A 19,741-nucleotide genomic window follows, 5' to 3' on the forward strand; every position below is an offset into this window, starting at 1 on the left:
GGAGTCAGATCTCCCAGTTGCTGAACACGACGCTGCCGTTCGCCGCACGACGCTCGGAATATCCGTCGACGGCCATCCGCAGGTCCGTCCAGCGCACTCGCGCACCCCGCTCGATCAACCGACGGTACACGCCCTCGTAGTCGCTTTGCACACGCATCGCCACGCGCCGCGTGCCGGTGCGTCTCACGGCGTCCGAAAGGCTCACCGCCATCGCCTCGACGACGTCCTCCGAGCGGAGCACCATCTTGAGCACCCGCAGCTCGTCGCGTGAACGCCCCTCGACGAGCGAAGCGGCGTGGAACAGCGCGAACCCTTCGAGGCGCGCGCCATCCCGCACGACGACGACATCGCCCAGACCCAGGTCGAGCGTGAGGTCCAGTTCGCGGCTGAAGTCGTAGCCGGGGAGCGCGAGAGTGGTGAGATCACGGCACGCCGCCACGGCCTTCACGCGATCCGCCGGTGGCAGGCTCCCGATCAGCGACACCGGCCGGTCGCGCTCGGATGCCTCGAGCGTGAGCGTGATCGTCAGGCGGCCCGGCAGGAACCCAAGCGACGAATAGAAGCCGATGTTGTCCATCGTGCGCGGCATCGTCTCGAGACCGATCACCGAACACCCGTTCGCACGCAGCCACGCGATGCCCTCGCGCACGATCGCCTTGCCAAGCCCGGATCCCTGCCACTCGGGGCGGACCGCAAGCGGGCCCATCCAGCCTTCGACTCCGGAACGGTGCGCCACGTTGAATGCCACAACTTCGCCATGTTCATCGCGCCACAACATCGCCCCGTCGCGAGCGTCTTCGATGGCGTAGCGCCAGATCGCGGGGTTCAGCTGCGGCACGCGCACGCCGACCATCCCGTCCTGGCGGTATCGTTCGGTGAACGCGTCAGAGAACACGCGGTTCACCGCGTCGATATCCGTGACGCCGATGCGATGCGGGCCGCTCACCGCCCGCGGCGGATTCCAGGGCCGCGCGATCGTCATGCGTCAGCTCCGGCGCCTTCGAGCAGGTGGCCGAGTTCCTCGGGATCCGCGGACGCCGAGGCCGCGCGCACCACCGTGCTCCCCGATTCCTCGTCGTACTCGAGGCGGATCTCGTGCGCGAGCCCACGGACCACGTTCACGTGCGTGATGAGGATGACCTGCTCAAAGCGATCCTGCAGGCTGCGCAAGAGCTCCACCACGTTGAGCTGGCGCCACTCGTCGAGCGAACCAAACACCTCGTCGAGCACAAGGAGCGTGAGCCGCTGGCCCGTGCGCTCGGCGATCATCTGCGAAATGGCGAGTCGGAGCGCGAGGTTGGTGAGGTCTTCTTCGCCGCCGGAGATCACCGGCTTGGGCCGCCCGTCTTCCAGCACGACGATGTTGTACTGGTCGTCGAGCTCGAGTTCCGAATAGCGGTGTCCCGTCAGCTCGGCGAGGAATGCACTGGCCAACTCTGAGAGTTCAGGGCGCAACGCGTGGTTGAGGTCCGTGCGCAGGTCGGTGTAGGCGCGATCGAGCTCCTCGTGCAATCGCTTGTCGCGCAGCAGCGCCTGCTCCATGTCCCGGGCCCGCTGGAGGTCGGCGACGGCCTTGGCGGCAGCGTCCGCGTCGCGTTGGGCGGCCCTGAGTTCCCCGGTCGCGGCCGCGAGGGCCACCTCAGCCGCACGCGACGCTGCCGCGGTGCGTTCCTGCAGGTCCCGCACCTGGGCGTAGTCCTGCTCGGAGAACCGCAGGGCGGTCCGCGCCGACGCGAGGTCGAGCACTCGCGAGCGCAATGCGTCGATGCCGGCCCGCACCCGCGCGAGATCGGCGAGCAGTCCGGGTTCCCGTTCCAGCAACGTCGAGAGCCGCGTGGCCTGCTCGTTCAGTGGCGCCAGGCGGTCGATGTCCTTTTCGAGCGCCTTGTGACGTCCCTCGTCGTATCCACCGGGGATGGCCGCCAACTCGCGCGACCACTGCTCGTATTGCTGTTCCTTGCGCGCCAGCTCGCGCTGCAGCTGCGACAGCTCCTGCACCTCGCTCTGCACACGGGCGAGCTGACGCTCCAGCTCACCGGCCTCGCGGGCGCGCTCGCGGCGAAGCTCCTCGACGCGCTGCAGCTCGGGCGGAATCTGCTCCAGCTGCACGAGGCGTGTGCCGAAATACCTCCCGTCCACCGTGATCGTCTCCATCTGCTCATCGAGCTGGTCGAGCACGGTGCGGAAGTTCTCGCCCAACTTGCGTGTGCAGGTAGGGCAGGCGCCGTCTTCGCCCAGTTCCATCACGCGGTCGCGCTGCTTCTTGAGTTCCGCGTATTGCGCGCGCAGGGCGTCGCGCTTGGTCTCCGCCTCCTGCGTGTCGCGCACCCAGGCGGTGCGCATGCCTTCGATGCGGCCCAGGGCGTCCTCCACTTCCCGCCGCTTGGCTTCGAGCGCCACCGTCACCGCCTCCTCCGCCTGGGGCGCGCCGGCGATTCGCGTCCGCCGGTCGCGCCTGAGCGCGAGCTCGTCGGCCAGTGCCCGCGACGACTCCGTGAGCGTCGCCCGCTTGCCCTCCTCTCTCGCGAGTTCCTCCAGCCGCGCGTACTCGGCCGCGAATGCCGCGAGGGGCGCCAGTTCGGTCGAGAGTCGTGTAAGCTCCTCGCGCGCGGCTCCGGTCGACTGCAGCTCACCCGTCAACCGATCGTGATCGCGCTCGTGCGCCGCGAGTTCGCTCTCGGCGACGCGCAGCTCGCCGGTCAGTTCCGCATGACGTTCACGCGCCCGTTGGGCCTCCGCCCAACCCGGTCCGATCTCGGCCAGGCGCTGCGCGGCCCGTCGATGCGCATCTTCGGCCGCGGCCAGCCCGCGCTCCGCCTCGACGCGCCGCGCCGAGGCATCGTTGAGGCCACGCGTGACCGCGTCCACGTCGGGCATCGCCGCGCGAACGCCCGTGAGCTCGGCGGTCAACAGGCGCCGCCGATCGCGCACCGCGTCCTGCGCCACACGCAGCTTCTCGTAGCCGAGCACGCGAGACAGAAACTGGGCCCGCTCCGAGGGGCCCATCGCCGACATGACGTTCAGTTCCTTCTGGCCCGTGAAATAGGTCTGAAAGAACTCGGTGCGTGAAAGGCCGAGTCGGCGCTCGAGCAGGCCGGTGACCGCCGAGAGCGACGTGGCGATCGGCTCGTTGCCGCCATCGAGATACAACTCCGCGTTGCTCAGGCCGCGGACGACGCGATAGCGATGGCCGCCGAGCTCGAAGTCCAGCTCCACGCGCACGCTCGATCGGGGCGGCGCCTGAATGAAGCGGATCGAGTCACGGGTGCCCCGCGCGGCCGGTTGCCCGTAGATCGCCCAGGCAATCGCCTCGAGAACCGTGCTCTTGCCGGCGCCGTTGGGGCCGACGATGCCGGTGAGCCCAGTGTCGAACTCCAGCCGCGAGGAGGCATGCTGCCGGAAGTTGGTGAGTTCCAGCGAATTGATCCTCACTCGCCCTCCGGACTGATCGCGGCCACGTTCGCCGCTTCTTCACGCGCGTCCGCGTCGCGCAGGTAGCGCATGCCGAGGTCAACCAGCGCCTGGCGCTCGATGTCGGGCGCCAGCGGACGACTCCAGAGCCGCTCCTGGACCATCTCGATCAGGGATGGACGCCGTCCGGTCGCGCCGGTCACCGGGAGTGCGCGCAGCAGTTCGGGGCGGCGCGTATCGAGATGGAAGTGCAGCGCGCGGCGCCGCAGGTCGCGCAGCATCCGATGATCCAGCTCGCGGGCCACGTGCCGCGGGATGTCGCGGATGACCTGGCGCACGATGCGGTCGTCGACACCACCCTTGAGGGCCTTCACGTTGGCGGTGATGGCCGCGTCGACGTCAGCGGCGGTGAGACCGTTGGCGACGATGACCGGCAGGTCGATGATCGGCCGCGCCGGCTCGACCTTGTGGAATGTCCGCTTTCGCCGCTCGAGGTCGTACTCGATGAACCCCTTCCCCGGGAGCTTGGCCGCCTTCTCCTCGTGGTACTCGCCCCAGATGTTGACGCTGGTGTACTCCAACGATCCGCTATAGCAGGCGTTGGGCGCGAGGGAGTGGAACACGTGGTGATGCCCGAATGCGCAGTAACTCCACTGGGCGAACTTCACCTCTTCGGGCGCGACGTTGAGGGCGGCTGGCTCGCTGTAGCCGTAGGTATTTGGCAGGCTGCCCGGCATGTCGCCGTGCATCACCAGCACATTGTGCGACATCGTCGGGTCGATCTCGAACGCGGGCGGCGCCCCCGGTACGTCGGGCACCGCCAGCACCGAGAGACTGCGCTCGGCGAACGTGAGCCGCCGGGGCTCGGTGTCGACCACGTGAATGCCGAGGGGACTGAACAAACGCAGGATGCAGCCCGTTTCGACCGCCCGCGGCGTGTCGTGGTTGCCGGCCACCATCACGATGATCGATTGCGGCAGTGCTCTCGTCAGGCGCGACAGCTGCTGGAACGTGTGCAGGATCGCCGGGTTCGGCGGGCGCACATTGTGGAACACGTCCCCGGCAATCACCACCAGGTCGGGCGCCCGCTCGATGATCCGGTCGATCGTGCGCTGAAACACGCCCGCCACGTCAGCCTCCCGCTGGTTCATGCCCGCGGGGGTCTGGCGCTGGAACTGGCGGATCCCGAGATGCAGGTCCGAGAGGTGGATCAGGCGCATGCCCTGAAGCTACAGCACCCGCATCCACTGGGTGATCTTCACACGAACCCGCCCGGCCGCGGCGTCCTTGCGACCCGTCGTCACCGACTGCAGGTCCACCACCGACCGCGCCTCGGCGATCCATCCGCGCCGCAGGTCGATCGTGATCTTGCCGCTCACATCGCCCGCCGTCTGCACGAACCCTTCGGCCGCGCCCCCGGCCAGAGGCGCCGATCGCATCAGCCGACCGCGCACCGACAGCATGGCGTATTCACCGGACTTCGAAACCGAGTCGAGCCGAAACGTCGCGTTCAGCGTCGCCGTCCCACGGCCACCCGGAACCGCCGCCAACGGCAGTTCCACCGCACGCACCCAGGACGCCCCGGGCAGCAGGCGCTCCTTCGGCAGGGTCGCCGGAAGCTGGCTGAACAGGCTCCCCACGGCAGGGCCGGCAAGCTGCCCGCCGTCGCCCATGGCCGTACTGCCGTCCGGCTCCACGCGAAAGCGGAACCGCTGACCCTGGAGCGCCCGTGCCGCCCGCAGGGTCGGCGAGGTCGCATACGCCTCGGAACTCGTTATGCGCACCGAATCGGTCAGCGCGAGTACCCGCGCCCCGTCGTCGTCGGTCGATTCGACGGCGATGCGTGCGAGGATTACCAGCGACGCCGCGTCACCGGGCTCGGAGCCTTCGTCACGCGCGGCGCGCGAGATCTCGATGGTCTGGTCGAGCCGCACCCTCAGCGTGTCGCCGGCGCGCGGTCGGAGCTGCAGGAGGATGCCCTGCCCCGCGAGCGGTGCCGCGGCAACGACCGACAGGAACGCGGCGAAGGCAAGGCCGGCCCGACGGCGCATCAGAAGCCGTACGGGTCGTCCGCGGGCGTGGCGCGAAGCGAGGGGCCCGGGGTTGGCCGCGCCTCGGTGGGCGGAATGCGGCGACCGAACTGCTCCAGAAAGAACGCTTTCACGTGCCGCGGCCGCGTGCGCAGTACGGCGTCACGCGCCTTCACGATGTCGGCCTCGTCGTACAGCGCAAAGACCTGTTCGATCGACGCCATGGTGAGCGACGGGTCGACCTGGCGCAGGGTGCGCAGGATGCCGTCCGCGAACGGCACCTCGGCGGCCGGCGGAAACCGGCGCGCCCCTTCCCGCCCGGTGAGTACCGCCGGCCGCGGGAAGCGCACGAAGATCGGCTGTGCAAAGTGAGGATGACGCACCATCAGCTGCCCCTTGTCGAGCGTGGCCAGCTTGATTCGCGTGGCCGGTGACAGCACGGCATACCCCGGAGTCGCCAGTTCGTCACCGTCCATTCGCCCGTACACCGCCGTGGCCGAGTTCCCGACGACCCGACGATGGACCTGCGAGCGGAACTGCTGGGCGCTGAACAGCACAAGACCCAGGTACCGACCACGCTCGGCGATGTCGAGCAGCATCTTGCGGACGTAGGTCTCTGGGCCGTCCCCAGGGGCGTACTTGTTCAGTTCGTCCACGAACACCACGAGGTGATCGACACCGAGGCTGCGGCGCTCCAGGTGTTCCCTCAGCTTGGAGACGATCCGCGCGAAGACGAGGTCCTGCGCGTCGTCCTCGACGTTGGCCACGTCGATCACGTACACCGCCCGGTCCTCAAAGCTCCCGAACGGCAGGTCGCTGGCGTGACCGTCGTTGGTCACCAGCCCCTGGCAGCGCGTCGCGATGTTCGTGAGGCGATTGCGCACCTTGCGGATGGTGGCAATGTGGTGCGTCCGCCAGGACTCGTGGTTCCTCGCTTCCATGGCATGGATCACGTCCTTGAACCAGCGATCCAGCTCGCCGAAGCTCTGCACCCGATAGACCTGCGAGCCCAGCGCATCGTCCTGGAACTGCATCCCGACCACGCGCGAGGAGATGAAATCGATCAGCGCGTCGGCCTTGGCATCCACGTCATCCTTGTTGAGCAGCACCTCGGCGTACTGCAGGACTTCGTTGAGACCCCAGGTGAGCGCGGAGACGTTGTGCTGCAGCTGCTCGTTGGATCGCAGCGTATTGAGCGCCGCACCGCTCACCGTGTACGGGGCGAAGTACTTCACGTTGGTGAACGGCGCGGCGGGAACGCCAAGCCGCTCGTACATCCTGACGTCCTCGTCCGGCAGCTCGGCGGCCTGGTCGAGGAAGCAGAGATCGGGGCCCTTCACGTTGAAGCAGACCGCGGCCACGCTGCCCTTGGCCGCCGGAAAGTGCGCGAAGATCGAGGCCAGCAGCCACTCCACCGCCGAGGTCTTGGTCGCCAGTCCCGAGACGCCCGTGATGTTCAGGTGCGCGGCCTCGGGGCCAAGCAGGAACTCGGCGTCGAGGTAGACCGGCGACTCGGTGCCGCCACCGCGGTACACGCCGATCGGGATGCCCGTATTGGTGCCCTCCTGCAGGTACGCGTCCATGCGGAGCGCGACCTGCACGTCGGCGTCGGTGGTGAGGTACACGGCGCCGAACGGCACGGGCTGGAGCGGCTCGTCCGGCACCTGCCGGAGCACGGCGGCCGTGTAGATGCGGATCTCGGCGCGTTGCGTGTGTGACACCGCCGCCTTCGACGGGTCGGCGTCATACCCAAGGACGTCGTGCAGCGGCGAGACGAGGTCGCTGTAGCTCTGTCCCTCGGTGACCACGCCATAGACCTGCGGAATCGTGTTGTTGACGGGGTCCCGGCCTTCGACGCGCACGATCGTCCCGATCCCCACCGGCGAGTCCAGGGAGGTCCAGAAATGAAACTCGTGCGGCGTATTCGGCCGACGCTCCGTGGCGACGACGCGACCGAGCAGAGACAAGGCGTGATCGGTTGGAAGGTGAAGCGGCGCGACGACTCACGCGCACGCAGGAGGGCCCCCGCGCACCCGCCCCGGCGCCGCACCGCTCGCGGTAAGCTAAGGGAGCCGACGGACGTTCGCGTGATGCGTCGGGCCCGAACGAACGGGTGGGCCGGCGCAAAGGTCTCGCGACCCTCACACCGGCCCACCCGGGCCCCTCCCCCAACCTCTCGAGTCGGCTTCTTCGCAGCCTCGCTACGGCGCCGACTGCAGGCGTCGGAAGAACTGCGCCACGCCCATGGTGTTGAACACCGCCGGATCGAGCTCGTAGAACTCGTTGTCCAGGTACCTGCCTGTCAGTGGGAAGTACGGCGGCGAATCCACGTCGAGACATGCGTCCTTCACCCGGTTCTCGGCAAAGCCCGTGTTGGACCCCGAGAACGTCGCGCTGATCGCGCGCAGGATCACGCCACCCGCCTGCGCGATGCAACCACCGGACGTGACGACCGTATAACCGGCCACCGGCGTGCACTGCCGGCCGGCGCTCGGTCCCGAATTGAACGACTCAACCCCAAACGTGGCGTTGGTATTGGAGACGCCGCTCAGGGTCACGGCGTGAAGATGGAAGTCCTGGTTGTCGTCCAGGAACACGGTGGGCGCACCCGATCCGTCCATCGTCCGCGGACGATTCAGGTTGTTGTTCGCGATCATCAGGTTGTTCCCCGTGATGATGCCCAGGAGGTTCTGGCAGATCGGCAGCGACGCGGGGTTCGTGACGTAGGTGAGGTCGTCGATGAACGTGCCGCTGCCGGAGATGTAGAGCGTTGCCCGGCCCCGGAACGTTCCGGACAGGAAGATGTCGCCGTTCACGTAGATGACGCCCTTCGACGTAAGGTTCTGCGTGCGGTGCACGGGCCAGAGCCTCGGCTCCTCGATCAGCTGTCGGCGCGTGACACCCGCCGTGAAGAAGCTGGACGAGTAACCGGGCCACGCGCGCCAGGTGCCCGTCTTGGTAACGGCGGTAAACGTCGTGTCTTCGCCGCCGCGCTTGGACGCGTCAGGCAGCGTGTCGATCGACTGGTTGGCTGCGGCCGGGAACGCGCGCAGCAAGCCAGGCCGTTCGGTCGGCATCAACCGGGGATCGCCGGCGGGATAGCAGCGCCCGGTCGATGTCGCGGGCGCGGTCTGCACGCGCATCACCTGCGCCTTGCGCGCCGAGTAGCGCCACACGCTGTCCATGAATCGTTTGGCGCCCACCAGGTTGCCGGCGTGGATGCGCGAGGGGATCAGCGCCGTCGGGATCGCGCTCAGCGTATCGGCCAGCCACTTGTACCGCACGTCGACCGTATCGAACGCGGCGAGCGGAACGAACGTCTGCCGTGCGGGATTGCCCATCGGCACCCAGAGCCCGCACTGGTTGTTGATCGCGCTCTTCTGCAGCGAGGTACCACCTCCCACATACGCCTGGAACGTGGTCCCCGACGGCGTGCTCATTCGGAGCAGCGTGGTGTCCGTGCCACCGGAGACGAACGGCGCCACTGCGGAGCCGTTGGCCCACGGGTTGTTGGTACCGCCGCTGCGCCCATCGAACACGCGGAAGTAGCCCTCGGCAGCGCCGGTGAGCGCCCCGTCGCCATCGAGATCGACGGCCGTGAACTCCAGGCGGCTCCCGCCGGTCGTGCCGACGTACGCGGCCGGCGTGAGGCTCAGGCTCGCCGACGACGCATAGCCCGGCATCCAGGACAGGCGCGCAACGCTCGGAAAACGAATGACCGGGTGCGCGTTGATCTTGGCCGACTGATACTGTCCCGTGCCGTTCACGGTGCCGACTGCGCTCACCGTATCAGTGTGAATCACGCCAGGCGCGGAGCCGCAGTTCTTCCAGTTCTGGTTGGAGTGCGAGCGACCACGCAGGATTTCACCCGTGGTGTAGCACGCGCCCGTGGCCCAGGTGTCCACGAACATGGCATAGCGAGCAAAGTTCTCGGCCTGCAGTTCGAGTCGCCGCACGTGGCGCGCGCCGCCGTTGTCGTAGGCCACCGCGACCAGCTCGACGAATCGCCCGTACTGACCGGTCGAGTTGCCGCCCGGGCCCACGTAGAGGTCGACGAGCACCTTGGGCACCTGCTGACCGCCGGCGTCCGTCACCACCTGACCGTTCATCAGCTGGAGGTACAGCGAGTCCGGCAGGACGAGCGTCGAGTCCTCCGTGACGCGCGACTTGCCGATCGCCAGCGCCCATTCGGCCGCGTAGCGATAGTCGCGCTCGCGGTCATAGAGCTTGGTGAGGATCGTGGTGCTGCTGCCCATGTAGATCGCCGAGATCGCCAGCCCGCCAAGGGCGAGCGTGAAGATCATGGTGAGCATCAGGGCCGAGCCGCGGCGCGCGCGCGTGACGCGCCTGGACGCCGAGGTCGGAGTGGCGGAGGTCTGCATGGTGTGCTCCATGGCCTAGTGAATCACGGTGCCGCTGGTCATGATCGTCGAGTTGGCTGGCGAGCAGTCCTGCGCCGCGACGCCATACTGGAACGTGTCGCCGACCTGGATGTCGAAATCGTCCCACGTGTAGGGACCGCCGGCCTTGCCAACGACGGCCACCGGCTCATCCCACGGGTCACCCACCTTGCGGCGGAAGATGGCGTAGCGTTCGACATCCTTTTCGCCCGAGGCCTCGTCACCCGACGCGTTGAACGTGAGGGTCACGTGGTCGGTGACGCCGGGCGTCACCACCACGACCGAGGCCGTCGGAATGCTGGGGTTGAGCGGGACGTCGCCACAGGCGTTGCGCTGCGACAGGCCGATGTTGGCCAGGTTGGTCTGCGTGCTGACGTAGCGCTCCCACGCCTTGGGCTGGTTGTTCAGGTCGTAGCCGTGGAAGATCCCGCGCACCGACAGCGTGACGGTGCGAATGGAGTCGGCGACGCTGCCGGCGGCGTCCCACAGGATGGGCAGTGACGCCGTCGGGATCGAGTCCACGATGCCCGTGGAATAGATGCGACGGTACACAAACAGCGGCGTGCCGGCCGGCACGCGCAGGCCGCGGGCGATCACCTGCACCGGACCGTCGTTCACGCGGCGGAACAGCACGTACTCGTCCGTGGCCGGCGTCGCCGTGGAGTCCACCGACGCCCAGTACGACACCGTTTCCGCGGTGCTGAGGAGCCCGTTCTGGTCGCGATACACGTAGTCCGGATAGTTCTTCGACGAGAGCGGGAGCTGGATCATGTTGGTCCCCGGCAGCGCCGTCGTGAGGCTCGGCGGCACGTTCGGGTCGTAGTAGACCGCATTCATGTCGACCGTGTCGTTCGCCACGAGGTTCGTGTTGAACGTGACAGCGAACGCGGCGGCCTGTACGATCTTGGGCTGGTTGCGCGGAATGCCGGCGACCGGCTGCATCGGCGTGACCGCGATGCCGATGTTGCGCAGCTCGCGATCGACGGTGTTCTGGGCAAACCGCGCCGTCTGCTGCGCGTCGGTGCGCGCGAGGTTCTGCTGCAACTGCCGCATCTGCAGCGTGAAGAACGGCACCGCCGCCGCAAAGACGGAGATGGTGAGCGTCATCGACAGCAGCAACTCCGCGAGGGTGAATCCCTCGCGAGCGCGCCGGGCGGGTACTCTGCGCGTGAGTGTCATCAGAACCTGGCGATGGCGGAGGTCTTGCGGATCGGCTTGGCCATGGTGGCGCGGTTCACGGATACCGTGATGGTCTTGAAGTCCAGGGCCGGCGTCTGCGTGCGTACGATCAGGGTCTGGCGGACGAACACGACGCCACTGACCGTGATCGCATGCGAGCCGGCCAGCGTGTCCATCGTCGTGTAGTTGCGCTCGGCCTTGATGCGCTCGATGCGTTCCGTCGCGATGTCGAGGGCCGTGTTCTGCAGAGACGTCTTCTGGTTGGTGCTGGCGAACTTCCGGCCGTATTCGGCCATGCCGAGCAGCGCGGTGCCCAGGATCGTGAGGGCCACCATCACCTCGAGCAGGGAGAGTCCGCGGCGTGGGCTGGTCGCAGGGCGCATCAGTTGGTCCTCTTCCAGGTGGTGCCGTCGTAGCGATAAGCCTCGGTCCGTCCCGAGGCCTGCGCGACGCGCACAAGGCGGTAGTCGAGCGTGGCGCCCCGACTCGAGGTCAGGTAGATGTCGAGATCGGTGGCCGTCGCACCGTCACGCAGGAACTGGATGGCCTTGAGGCCGCCGATGTTGCAGAGGCCAGGACCCACGAGGGCCCCGCTCACCGCCGTGCCACCAAAGCCCGTGGGCGGGACCGAGAACTTGGCGCCGTCATCGAGCGGGCGAACCGTCTTGCGTTCGGCCGGATCGGCCATGCAGTCGTTGTCCGCGTCCTCGAGGATCTCGAGCGTGTTGTTCGCAAGGTTGAAGCCGACGACCACGTTCGTCTGTCGCATGATCGCGTTGCGATGGGCGCCCTGCATCACCGAGCGCACGGTCCGCATCGCGGCCTCCGCGCGGAACTTTTCGTAGTTGAGGCGCGGTACGGCCCAGCCAGCGATCAGCCCGACCATGATGAGCACGACCACCAGCTCGAGGAGCGTGAAGCCCCTCCGCGAACCGGTCAGTGCCGCCGCCCTCCCTCGTGCTCGTTCCATACGCCCTCCGATGCAGTGCGGACCGTGCCTCAACCGCCGTCGGGCCGAGCCGGGCGGGCCCGGACACGGCGCCGTGTGTACCAGACGAGGCACCGGGCATCAAGTTACGGGCAGCCGGCGGGGCCGACTGTCACGCGCAAGGTGGGGAATGTCACGCTGTTAGCTGCATCACGAACGCGCCGGAATGCGTCATCGGGACGCAAACGCCGGGCAGCGAGGTCACACTATGGATGTGGCACCGGTCACGATGCCCGTGTGCCTAACGACCCATCGTCGCCCGCAGAAACTCCTCGCAGTTCCGGATGCCGTAGGACATCGTGTCCCATCGACCGTCCGGCAGGGCTACCGGCGAACGCTCGGCGACCACCCAGGCCGAACGCTCGTCCGCGAGCGACGCGCCGCCGCGCTCGAAGTCCGCGAGCGGAATCTCGACCCGCACCAGGCCCCAGAACGGATCGCGCTGCCGCGCGTCCCGCAGCCGCAGGTACCAGGTCGCCACGGGTCGACGTCGCCGGTGCTCGACGATCAGCACCGACGACCGCTCGGCCTCGCCCAGTCCAAAGACGGTCGCAAGGTCCGACTCCGCGACGTAGAGCGTCTGGTGGCTCTTCACGACGCCCACCGCGCGGGCGGACGCGTGCACGACGTCGCTGGTCGGCAAGCCGCCGTCGAGGTAGACCGTGCCCTCGCCCGCCGCGCAGAAGTCCGCCGCAAGATCCCGTTCGATCACTTCACGATCCTGCGTGACCGCGTTCGCCGCGTCCTGCAATGCGCGCAGCGGGTGGACCTCGCCGCCATCGCCCGCCGCCTCGGGCGCGACCTCGCGCGCCTCGACACCACTCGACGCCACCGCCTCGCGCTCGTTGGTCGACAGGCGGGACCACGGCGCGTAGAGGGCCGCGCCCTGCCGCGGCGCCCCACGCCACGTGACGAGTCGGCCGTCGATCCGCTCGCGCACCACGGCGGCCACGCGGCCGTACACGACGGGCATCGTGCCGATCCATGCCACCTCGCGGCTCCGTTGCACACCATCGAGGAACGCGGTGAACGCCGCGGGAACATCGCGCGGCACCGCGTGGGCGCGCAGGCGCACTCCTTCGAGCAGTCGGGCCGGCCGGGTCTCGGGGCGCTCGATGCGAGCCAGCGCGATCTCGAGCGACGCACCGCTCTCTTCCACGCGCCGAAGCGACGGCATCCGCTCCAGCAGCCGCTCGAGCACGGCTCGCAGGGATGCCGGCGCCGTCACCATCGCAGGTTCGATCGCGCGCGCGTCAGTCGACGCCGATGTCCCACGCCTGCTCGAGGTCTTTGCGTGAGTAGGCGCGGAACGCGGTGAGCGTCTGCGTGCGCGTGATCCCCGGGACTGCGGGAAACTGTTCGGTCACAACATCGGCGATCTGCTGGTACTCCGCCACGCGGACGATGGCGACGAGATCCCACTCGCCGGAGACCGAGTAGACCTCCTGCACACCCTCGATGCCAGCGATCTCACGGGCCGTGTGCGGAATCCGCTTGGGGTCCGCCTTGATGAGGACGATGGTGGTGATCATGGGCGGAGATTCAACGGGTGACAAGCAGAGAGTTGCATGGAGGCGCGGCGGGCTCGGTCTACTGCATCGCGCGCCAGAGGGCGACGGCGCGGCGAACGCCCTCGACCACATCGCGTTCGGGGGCCGCGTACGACGCACGGACCCACTCCGGCGTCCGGAACGCGGCACCGGGCACCATGGCCACCCCGTGCTCTTCGAGCAGGCGCCTGGCAAAAGTCGTCCCGGCGTCAGGATCGGCGGGACAGGCCGCCGACACGTCGAAGTAGAAGTAGAAGGCGCCGTCCGGGCGCACGATCGGCAGCGTGGGCTCGGTGGCAAAGACGGCCATCCCTGCGTCGCGACGCAAGCGATACTGCGCGAGCATGCGCGCGATCTCCGCGTCCGAACGCTCGGTGTTTCGCAGCGCTTCGAGCGCGCCGTGCTGCGAGGCCGCGGCCGTGTGGAACGTTGCATGCGACTGGAACGCGCCCATGGCTTTGGAGACCTCGCGCGGCGCGATGGTCCAGCCCACGCGCCAGCCGGTCATCGCGTACGCCTTGGCCACGCCATCGATCACCACGAGATTGTCGCGCGACGTCGCGACGGCGAGCGCGCTCGTCGCGGGGCCGTCAAACGCGATGCGGCGGTAGATCTCGTCCGAAAGCACCCACCACCCACGCGCGTGCGCAAGCGCCAGGATGTCGCGCAGCTCGTCGGCGGTGTAGACGGCGCCCGTCGGGTTGCACGGCGAGTTGAGCATGAGCCCGCGCGTCCGGGGCGTGGCGGCCGCCTCGAGGTCGGCGACCGTCACCTTCAGGTCGCGCTCCCGCGCGCCGCGCACCTCGATCGCTTCCGCACGCGCCAGCTGCACGATCTCGTAGTACGAGGTCCACGAGGGCGTCGGCACAAGCACTTCGTCCCCGGGGCCAAACAGGACCGTGCAGGCGTTGAAGATCGACTGCTTCGACCCGTTGGACACCACCACGTCGAGCGCGTGCACGTCGGCTCCCGCGGGCCCCTGCGCACGCGCCTGCGCGGCGATCGCCTCACGCAGCGGGAGAATCCCTTCGGTGGCCGTGTAGCGTGTCGCCCCGGCGTTGAGGGCCGCCGTGGCGGCGTCCCTGATGAAGGCCGGCGTGTCGAAGTCGGGCTCGCCCGCGCCAAGATCGATGATCTGCCGGCCCTCCGCCTTGAGCGCCCGCGCCCGCTGGGACACGGCGATGGTGGCGGATTCGCGAAGGCGCGCGATGTTGCTCGACGGAACGAAAACCGGCGACATGTTGGGACTCTCACGTGAATGCCCGCCGGGATCCCGGGGGCAGGACGGGCCGGGAACCTCCCGCCGATCCGCTTGGCCCGGACAACTCCGGAGCCCTCGCAAATTGAACGGGTACGCCCCGGTTTGCTATACTTCCTCTCGTGGAGGGCACGGAATCGCGCGCCCTCACTTCCTGATTGACAAGAGAGGCTATCGTGGAGCAGGACCTTCGGGATGAAGGAGCCGCGCGGAGCGCGCACGTCGTGCATGTGCTCCCATCGGATGACCATCGCATCGACGCCATCGTTCGCGCTCAGGTCGAGCGCATTGCTGTTTCAGACACGGAGGGGCCGACCCTCCGCACCCTCGTCCTCGTGGGGTCGGAAGTCGCCGCGACACACCTCGCCGGCGCCGTCAATGACGGACTCGACGCCTCAGGCGCCCTGCTGATCCCGGTCGCTGATCGTGCCCGCGCGCCGCGACGCCTCGCGGCGGGCGCGCTCGCCGCTGTTACCACGCCGGGGATCGCGCGCGAACTGCTCCGCCAGTCAGCGCTCAAGCTCGATGCGGTCGATACCGTGGTTCTCGTGGACCTCGATCGACTGGTGGCCCTCTACCTGACCGACCTCGACGACCTCCTCGCCGAGCTGCCGAAAGGCGCCGATCGCATCGCCACAGCCGCCGACCTGGGGGCGGATGTCGAGGCGTTTCTCGAGCGGCACGCGCGGCGCGCGCGTCGCATGCAGTACGACGGCCCGGTCTCATCCGCAGCCACGCTGCACTACGTGGTGGCCGACCGCAGCGGCCGCGACGCAGTGCTCGCCCGGCTGCTCGATTCCCTCGATCCCGAGCACGCGACCGTCGTCGCTGCCGAAGAAGACGCCGAGGCGGCGTGTTCGGCCCTCGCCCATCTCGGCTACGGGCCGGATGACGCCATGGTGGCCTTTTCCGACGGCGATGTCCCCGAAGGCGAAGGACTCGTGGTGCTCTACACCGCGCCGACCGAAGCCAGCGACCTCGCCACGATCCTCGAGACCGAGCCCGGCCACGTCGTCGCCCTCGTGGCGCCGGATGAACTCACGGCGTTCCTGCGCGTGTTCGGCCAGTCGGTCACGGCATCGCTTCCGCAGGCCAAGGTCGTGCGTGCGGCGTCCGCGATGCACACGCTGCGTGAGGCGATCCGTCACGTCCTCGACTCGCACTCGCTGCACCACGAACTGCTGGCGCTCGCGCCGGTGTTCGACGAGCGAGATCCCGCCGAAGTCGCCGCCGCGCTCCTCGTCCTCCTCGAGCGTGCCGCCGCGGCGCCCGGTCGCACGCCGTCACACGCCGAACCGGCGACGGCGGCCGCACCAGCTCAACGCACCGACCGCGAGCGAACGGAGCGAGCAGCCCCTCGTAGTCGCGAGCGCGAGCCGCGCTCCGCGCCTGTGGCCGCCGGCAACTTCACGCCCGTGTACGTCAACGTCGGCGTCCGTGATGGCGCCAAGAAGGGCGACCTCGTGGGCGCCCTCGCCAACGAGGGGGGCATTTCCGCCGAATTGCTCGGTCGGATCACCATGCGCGACACGTTCAGCGTGGTCGAAGTCGATGCATCGGTGGCCGAGCAGGTCATCGAGGGAATCACCGGCAAGACCATCCGCGGGCGCGTGGTGAACGCACGCGTCGATCGTCGCCCCGAAGACCGGCCGGCCCGACGCGACGACCGGCGGCCTTCCGATCGCCCGGCGCGCCACATGCCCGGCGCGCGCGGTCCGCGAGATGACGCACCGCGTTCGCGCGGCCGCGGGGGCTTTGGCGACCGTCCACGTGGCGGTCCGCGCCGTGACGCGGGCGATCGCCCGCGGCGGCCCCGCGGGGGCGATGACGCCGGCCCACGCACCTTCCGCGAGGAACGCCCGGCCCGCGGCCCACGCGCCATCGGCGAATCGCGCGAGTGGGGCGAGCGCGGTGAGCGCCTCCGAAACGCCCGACGGCCGCGTCGGGGCAACGACTGATGAGTTCGTTGCAGCTCACCGGCGGCTGGATCGAGGTGGTCGCCGGTGTGATGTTCAGCGGCAAGACCGAGGAGCTGATGCGGCGCGTGCGGCGCGCCGTCATCGCGCGCAAGCGTGTCCAGGTGTTCAAGTCGCACCTGGACGACCGCTATGCGGGGCTCTTTGCGGTGTCGAGCCACGATGGTCGTTCGGTCGATGCCATTCCCGTGGACTCGTCCGCACAGATCGCCGCACGCATCGACCCGACCGCACACGTCGTCGCCATCGACGAAGCCCAGTTTCTCGATGAGGGCGTGTGCGACCTGGTGACGAGCCTTGCCACACGCGGTCGACGCGTGATCGTGGCCGGTACCGACACCGACTTCAGGGGTGAACCGTTCGGGCCCATGGCGCGGCTCATGGCCATCGCCGAGCTGGTCGACAAGCTGCACGCGATCTGCGTGCTCTGCGGTGCGCCAGCGTGCAGGAATCAACGCCTGATCGACGGACAACCCGCGGCCTGGGACTCTCCGGTCATCATGGTGGGTGGGCACGAGGCGTACGAGGCCCGATGCCGCGCGTGTCACATTGTTCGCCGCCGCGACGAGGGACAGGGACGCCTCTTTTAGTCCTGGATGGGGTTCCACGTCACGGAGGAGCGGAGGCAGGCCGGGCGAGGACGAACATGCCCTCGTCGTGTCGCCGCTCACAACTGGTCGAGGCGCATGGCGAACGTCGCCGCTTTCGGCCATCACGGGTTGCATGGCGCGATTTCGGCCGTTGGTCGCCGACCCCTCGGTCAAAGCGTCCGCTTGACGAAGCACCGGCCTCGCGACGATCGCCAAACGACGAACGGCGTTCGGTGACTCCACGTGCGGGCGGGCCGTCTATTGCGGTACTGCCTCTGGCACGTCACGCCGTCGCCTGCCGCCATGGGACTCATCGCCGCGCTCGTACCAAATCCGGCTCGACTCTTCCGGTTGCGCTCGGCCATTCGTGGCCGGCACACGGTGGAGCCGTGTGCCGATTGGCTCGACGTGTTCCGATTGTGCGAGACGCAGCCGGTGCACCTGGCAATCCTCGACCTGTTTGCCACCGGTGAGATGAGCCTGGAGCCGCTGCGTCAGCTCAAGCGCCGGTTCCCGAGACTCGGAACGCTCGCGTATGTGGACGTGACCGCCGAGCGCGCGAAGGACCTGTTCGACGCGGGCCGCTCGGGGATGGACGCGCTGATCGTCGCCAACGTCGATGACGACGCGCAATCGATCGCCAGCATCCTCGAACAGGCCGAGGCACGCGGTGTTGCCGGCCTATTGCGCGCGACGCTGGACACGCTGCGGCCCACCGTGCGCGATGCGGTCCTGCTCGCGGTGACCCGCGCGCACGAGCATCTCACGCCCGATGAGCTGGCGCGCCGGCTGTCGCTCAGTCGCCGCGTGCTGGCCAAACACCTCGAGCACGCGAACCTCCCGTCACCTCAGCGGCTGATCACCTGGGCACGACTGCTGGTCGCCGCCAATCTGCTCGAGGATCCCGAGCGGAGCGCGGACAACATCGCGCTTGCGCTGCACTTTCCGTCGGGCAGCGCGTTCAGGAACACGTGCCAGCGCTACCTGCGCGCCACGCCGTCAGAGATTCGCCGACACGGCGGGGCGAACTGGGTCCTCTGCCGGATGCTGGAGGACTCGGGCGTCGACGTCGAGGACGCCGCGGGCGCCGAAGACGCCGCCTAGGCGTGCCCATCGCCCGCCACCACGCCGTGGAGTAGCTTAAGCGGGCTGGCAGGTCAACACATTGCGGCAGGCTCCACCCCCGTCGGTCTCGCCGTGCTCCTGGTCGCCCTCACTGGCAACATTGCGAGCGGCAAGTCGCTCGTTTCTGCGCTGCTGCGCGAGCGCGGCGCTGCGATCGTCGACGCCGACGTTCTTGCGCGCGAGGCCGTCGCGCCCGGCACTGCGGCCATACAGGCGATCCGCGCACGCTGGGGCCCGGGCGTGATCGGTGCCGACGGCGCCTTGGACCGTGCGGCGCTCCGCGCGATCGTGTTCTCCGACCCGGTGGAGCGCGAAGCACTGAACGCCATCGTTCATCCGGAGATCGAGCGGCGACGCAACCTCGCCGTCGAAGCCGCGCGAATCCGCGGCGTCGCGATCGTGGTGTGCGACATTCCGCTCCTGTTCGAGATCGGCCAGCAGGATCGGTTCGACGTGGTGATCCTGGTCGATGCCCCCGAGGATCTGCGCTTTGCGCGTCTCACGGCGCGCCGTCAGCTCGGCGACGAGGAGGCGCGCGCCATGATGAACGCGCAGATCCCGGCGGCCGCAAAGCGCGCGCGCGCCACGATCGTGGTCGACAACGACGGATCGCTCGCCCAGCTCGAAACGCGGGTCGACGCGGTGTGGCAGGAGCTCGTGCGCCGCGCCGCGGCGCAGTGACAACGCGCGGTTTCTTGACAGGGACTTTGACGCGCCGGTAGACTTCGCGCTCCACCTCTCGCACGCGACAGGACGCTACCGTGGCCAACATTCCGGGCGATCTTCACTACACCGCCGATCACGAATACCTCAGGGCGACTGCCGACCCCAACGTGTTCATCGTCGGCATCACGCACTACGCACAGGACCAGCTCGGCGACATCGTCTTCATCGAGTTGCCAAAGGTCGGGGCGAAGTTCGGCGCGCACGACGCGTTCGGCACCATCGAGGCCGTGAAGGCCGTCTCCGAGCTCTTCTCGCCCGCTGCGGGCGAGATTGTCGAGGTCAACAGCGCGCTCGACGGCGATCCGTCGGCCGTCAACCGGGACCCGTACGGCGACGGCTGGATGATCAAGCTGCGCACCGCCGGTGCACCGGCCGGCGTGATGGACGCGGCGGCCTACAAGGCGCACACCGGCCAGTAGCCCTGACCGCAGACACACCCGGCTGAGTCGCCGAGTCGACTCATGGCCAAAGCGGCCCCGGTTTCCGGGGCCGCTTTGGCGTTGTCAGG

General features: G+C 68.6%; 17 protein-coding genes. 5 read left to right on the forward strand and 12 right to left on the reverse strand.

The genetic code is table 11. The features are described from left to right. Positions 1-4: 4 nt before the first annotated feature. The 12 genes from IT361_14775 to IT361_14830 form a co-directional block, all read right to left on the reverse strand. Positions 5-982, reverse strand: coding sequence for a GNAT family N-acetyltransferase (locus IT361_14775; protein ID MCC6318940.1), 978 nt, complete (start codon positions 980-982; stop codon positions 5-7). Continuing rightward, positions 979-3,432, reverse strand: a complete 2,454-nt coding sequence (locus IT361_14780; protein ID MCC6318941.1) for an SMC family ATPase — start codon at positions 3,430-3,432, stop codon at positions 979-981. The genes IT361_14775 and IT361_14780 overlap by 4 nt, the downstream gene beginning before the upstream one ends. Beyond that, positions 3,429-4,631, reverse strand: coding sequence for a metallophosphoesterase (locus IT361_14785; GenBank protein MCC6318942.1), 1,203 nt, complete (start codon positions 4,629-4,631; stop codon positions 3,429-3,431). The genes IT361_14780 and IT361_14785 overlap by 4 nt, the downstream gene beginning before the upstream one ends. 9 nt (positions 4,632-4,640) lie before the next feature. Then, positions 4,641-5,462, reverse strand: a complete 822-nt coding sequence (locus IT361_14790; GenBank protein ID MCC6318943.1) for a hypothetical protein — start codon at positions 5,460-5,462, stop codon at positions 4,641-4,643. Next, entirely contained in the window at positions 5,462-7,408 is a 1,947-nt protein-coding gene (locus IT361_14795; GenBank protein ID MCC6318944.1) for an ATP-binding protein, read from the reverse strand. The genes IT361_14790 and IT361_14795 overlap by 1 nt, the downstream gene beginning before the upstream one ends. 234 nt (positions 7,409-7,642) lie before the next feature. Beyond that, entirely contained in the window at positions 7,643-9,823 is a 2,181-nt protein-coding gene (locus IT361_14800) for a hypothetical protein (GenBank protein ID MCC6318945.1), read from the reverse strand. Between the two features lie 15 nt (positions 9,824-9,838). Beyond that, positions 9,839-11,020, reverse strand: coding sequence for a hypothetical protein (locus tag IT361_14805; GenBank protein ID MCC6318946.1), 1,182 nt, complete (start codon positions 11,018-11,020; stop codon positions 9,839-9,841). Then, a complete protein-coding gene (locus IT361_14810) occupies positions 11,020-11,403 on the reverse strand; it encodes a prepilin-type N-terminal cleavage/methylation domain-containing protein (protein MCC6318947.1) in 384 nt (127 codons plus the stop codon). Before IT361_14810 ends, IT361_14805 begins: the two co-directional genes overlap by 1 nt. Continuing rightward, a complete protein-coding gene (locus tag IT361_14815; GenBank protein ID MCC6318948.1) occupies positions 11,403-11,990 on the reverse strand; it encodes a prepilin-type N-terminal cleavage/methylation domain-containing protein in 588 nt (195 codons plus the stop codon). The genes IT361_14810 and IT361_14815 overlap by 1 nt, the downstream gene beginning before the upstream one ends. A gap of 259 nt (positions 11,991-12,249) precedes the next feature. Beyond that, positions 12,250-13,239 (reverse strand): hypothetical protein, encoded by a 990-nt coding sequence (locus tag IT361_14820; GenBank protein MCC6318949.1) that lies wholly within the window; start codon positions 13,237-13,239, stop codon positions 12,250-12,252. A gap of 22 nt (positions 13,240-13,261) precedes the next feature. Next, entirely contained in the window at positions 13,262-13,540 is a 279-nt protein-coding gene (locus IT361_14825; GenBank protein ID MCC6318950.1) for an Lrp/AsnC ligand binding domain-containing protein, read from the reverse strand. Positions 13,541-13,598: 58 nt separating this feature from the next. Beyond that, complete coding sequence (locus IT361_14830; protein ID MCC6318951.1) at positions 13,599-14,798, reverse strand: pyridoxal phosphate-dependent aminotransferase; 1,200 nt, start codon at positions 14,796-14,798, stop codon at positions 13,599-13,601. A 194-nt stretch (positions 14,799-14,992) separates the two neighbouring features. Between IT361_14830 and IT361_14835 the strand changes: the two genes are divergently transcribed. The 5 genes from IT361_14835 to gcvH all read left to right on the forward strand — a co-directional run bounded on the left by IT361_14835 (position 14,993) and on the right by gcvH (position 19,652). Continuing rightward, positions 14,993-16,774: a DbpA RNA binding domain-containing protein gene (locus IT361_14835; GenBank protein MCC6318952.1), complete on the forward strand. Its 1,782-nt coding sequence runs from the start codon at positions 14,993-14,995 to the stop codon at positions 16,772-16,774. Next, the gene (locus IT361_14840) at positions 16,774-17,382 is read left to right on the forward strand and encodes a thymidine kinase (GenBank protein MCC6318953.1); all 609 of its coding nucleotides are present in this window, start codon (positions 16,774-16,776) and stop codon (positions 17,380-17,382) included. Before IT361_14835 ends, IT361_14840 begins: the two co-directional genes overlap by 1 nt. Before the next feature lie 303 nt (positions 17,383-17,685). Next, positions 17,686-18,486 carry a helix-turn-helix domain-containing protein gene (locus IT361_14845; GenBank protein MCC6318954.1) on the forward strand — a complete coding sequence of 267 codons (801 nt, stop codon included), beginning with the start codon at positions 17,686-17,688 and terminating at the stop codon, positions 18,484-18,486. A 93-nt stretch (positions 18,487-18,579) separates the two neighbouring features. Further along, complete coding sequence (locus IT361_14850) at positions 18,580-19,188, forward strand: dephospho-CoA kinase (GenBank protein ID MCC6318955.1); 609 nt, start codon at positions 18,580-18,582, stop codon at positions 19,186-19,188. A gap of 80 nt (positions 19,189-19,268) precedes the next feature. After that, on the forward strand, positions 19,269-19,652 hold the full coding sequence (gene gcvH / locus IT361_14855) for a glycine cleavage system protein GcvH (protein ID MCC6318956.1): 384 nt from the start codon (positions 19,269-19,271) through the stop codon (positions 19,650-19,652). Positions 19,653-19,741 lie beyond the last annotated feature (89 nt).

It is taken from the genome of Gemmatimonadaceae bacterium, from assembly GCA_020846935.1.
GTDB lineage: Bacteria > Gemmatimonadota > Gemmatimonadetes > Gemmatimonadales > Gemmatimonadaceae > RBC101.

Bases quoted from the DNA above. Each gene is read 5' to 3' on its own strand.
- IT361_14775 (MCC6318940.1), bottom strand. From the start codon at position 982: ATGACGATCGCGCGGCCCTGGAATCCGCCGCGGGCGGTGAGCGGCCCG.
- IT361_14810 (MCC6318947.1), bottom strand. From the start codon at position 11,403: ATGCGCCCTGCGACCAGCCCACGCCGCGGACTCTCCCTGCTCGAGGTG.
- IT361_14805 (MCC6318946.1), bottom strand. From the start codon at position 11,020: ATGACACTCACGCGCAGAGTACCCGCCCGGCGCGCTCGCGAGGGATTC.
- IT361_14785 (MCC6318942.1), bottom strand. From the start codon at position 4,631: ATGCGCCTGATCCACCTCTCGGACCTGCATCTCGGGATCCGCCAGTTC.
- IT361_14840 (MCC6318953.1), top strand. From the start codon at position 16,774: ATGAGTTCGTTGCAGCTCACCGGCGGCTGGATCGAGGTGGTCGCCGGT.
- IT361_14815 (MCC6318948.1), bottom strand. From the start codon at position 11,990: ATGGAACGAGCACGAGGGAGGGCGGCGGCACTGACCGGTTCGCGGAGG.
- IT361_14800 (MCC6318945.1), bottom strand. From the start codon at position 9,823: ATGCAGACCTCCGCCACTCCGACCTCGGCGTCCAGGCGCGTCACGCGC.
- IT361_14820 (MCC6318949.1), bottom strand. From the start codon at position 13,239: ATGGTGACGGCGCCGGCATCCCTGCGAGCCGTGCTCGAGCGGCTGCTG.
- IT361_14790 (MCC6318943.1), bottom strand. From the start codon at position 5,462: ATGCGCCGTCGGGCCGGCCTTGCCTTCGCCGCGTTCCTGTCGGTCGTT.
- IT361_14830 (MCC6318951.1), bottom strand. From the start codon at position 14,798: ATGTCGCCGGTTTTCGTTCCGTCGAGCAACATCGCGCGCCTTCGCGAA.
- IT361_14845 (MCC6318954.1), top strand. From the start codon at position 17,686: ATGGGACTCATCGCCGCGCTCGTACCAAATCCGGCTCGACTCTTCCGG.
- IT361_14825 (MCC6318950.1), bottom strand. From the start codon at position 13,540: ATGATCACCACCATCGTCCTCATCAAGGCGGACCCCAAGCGGATTCCG.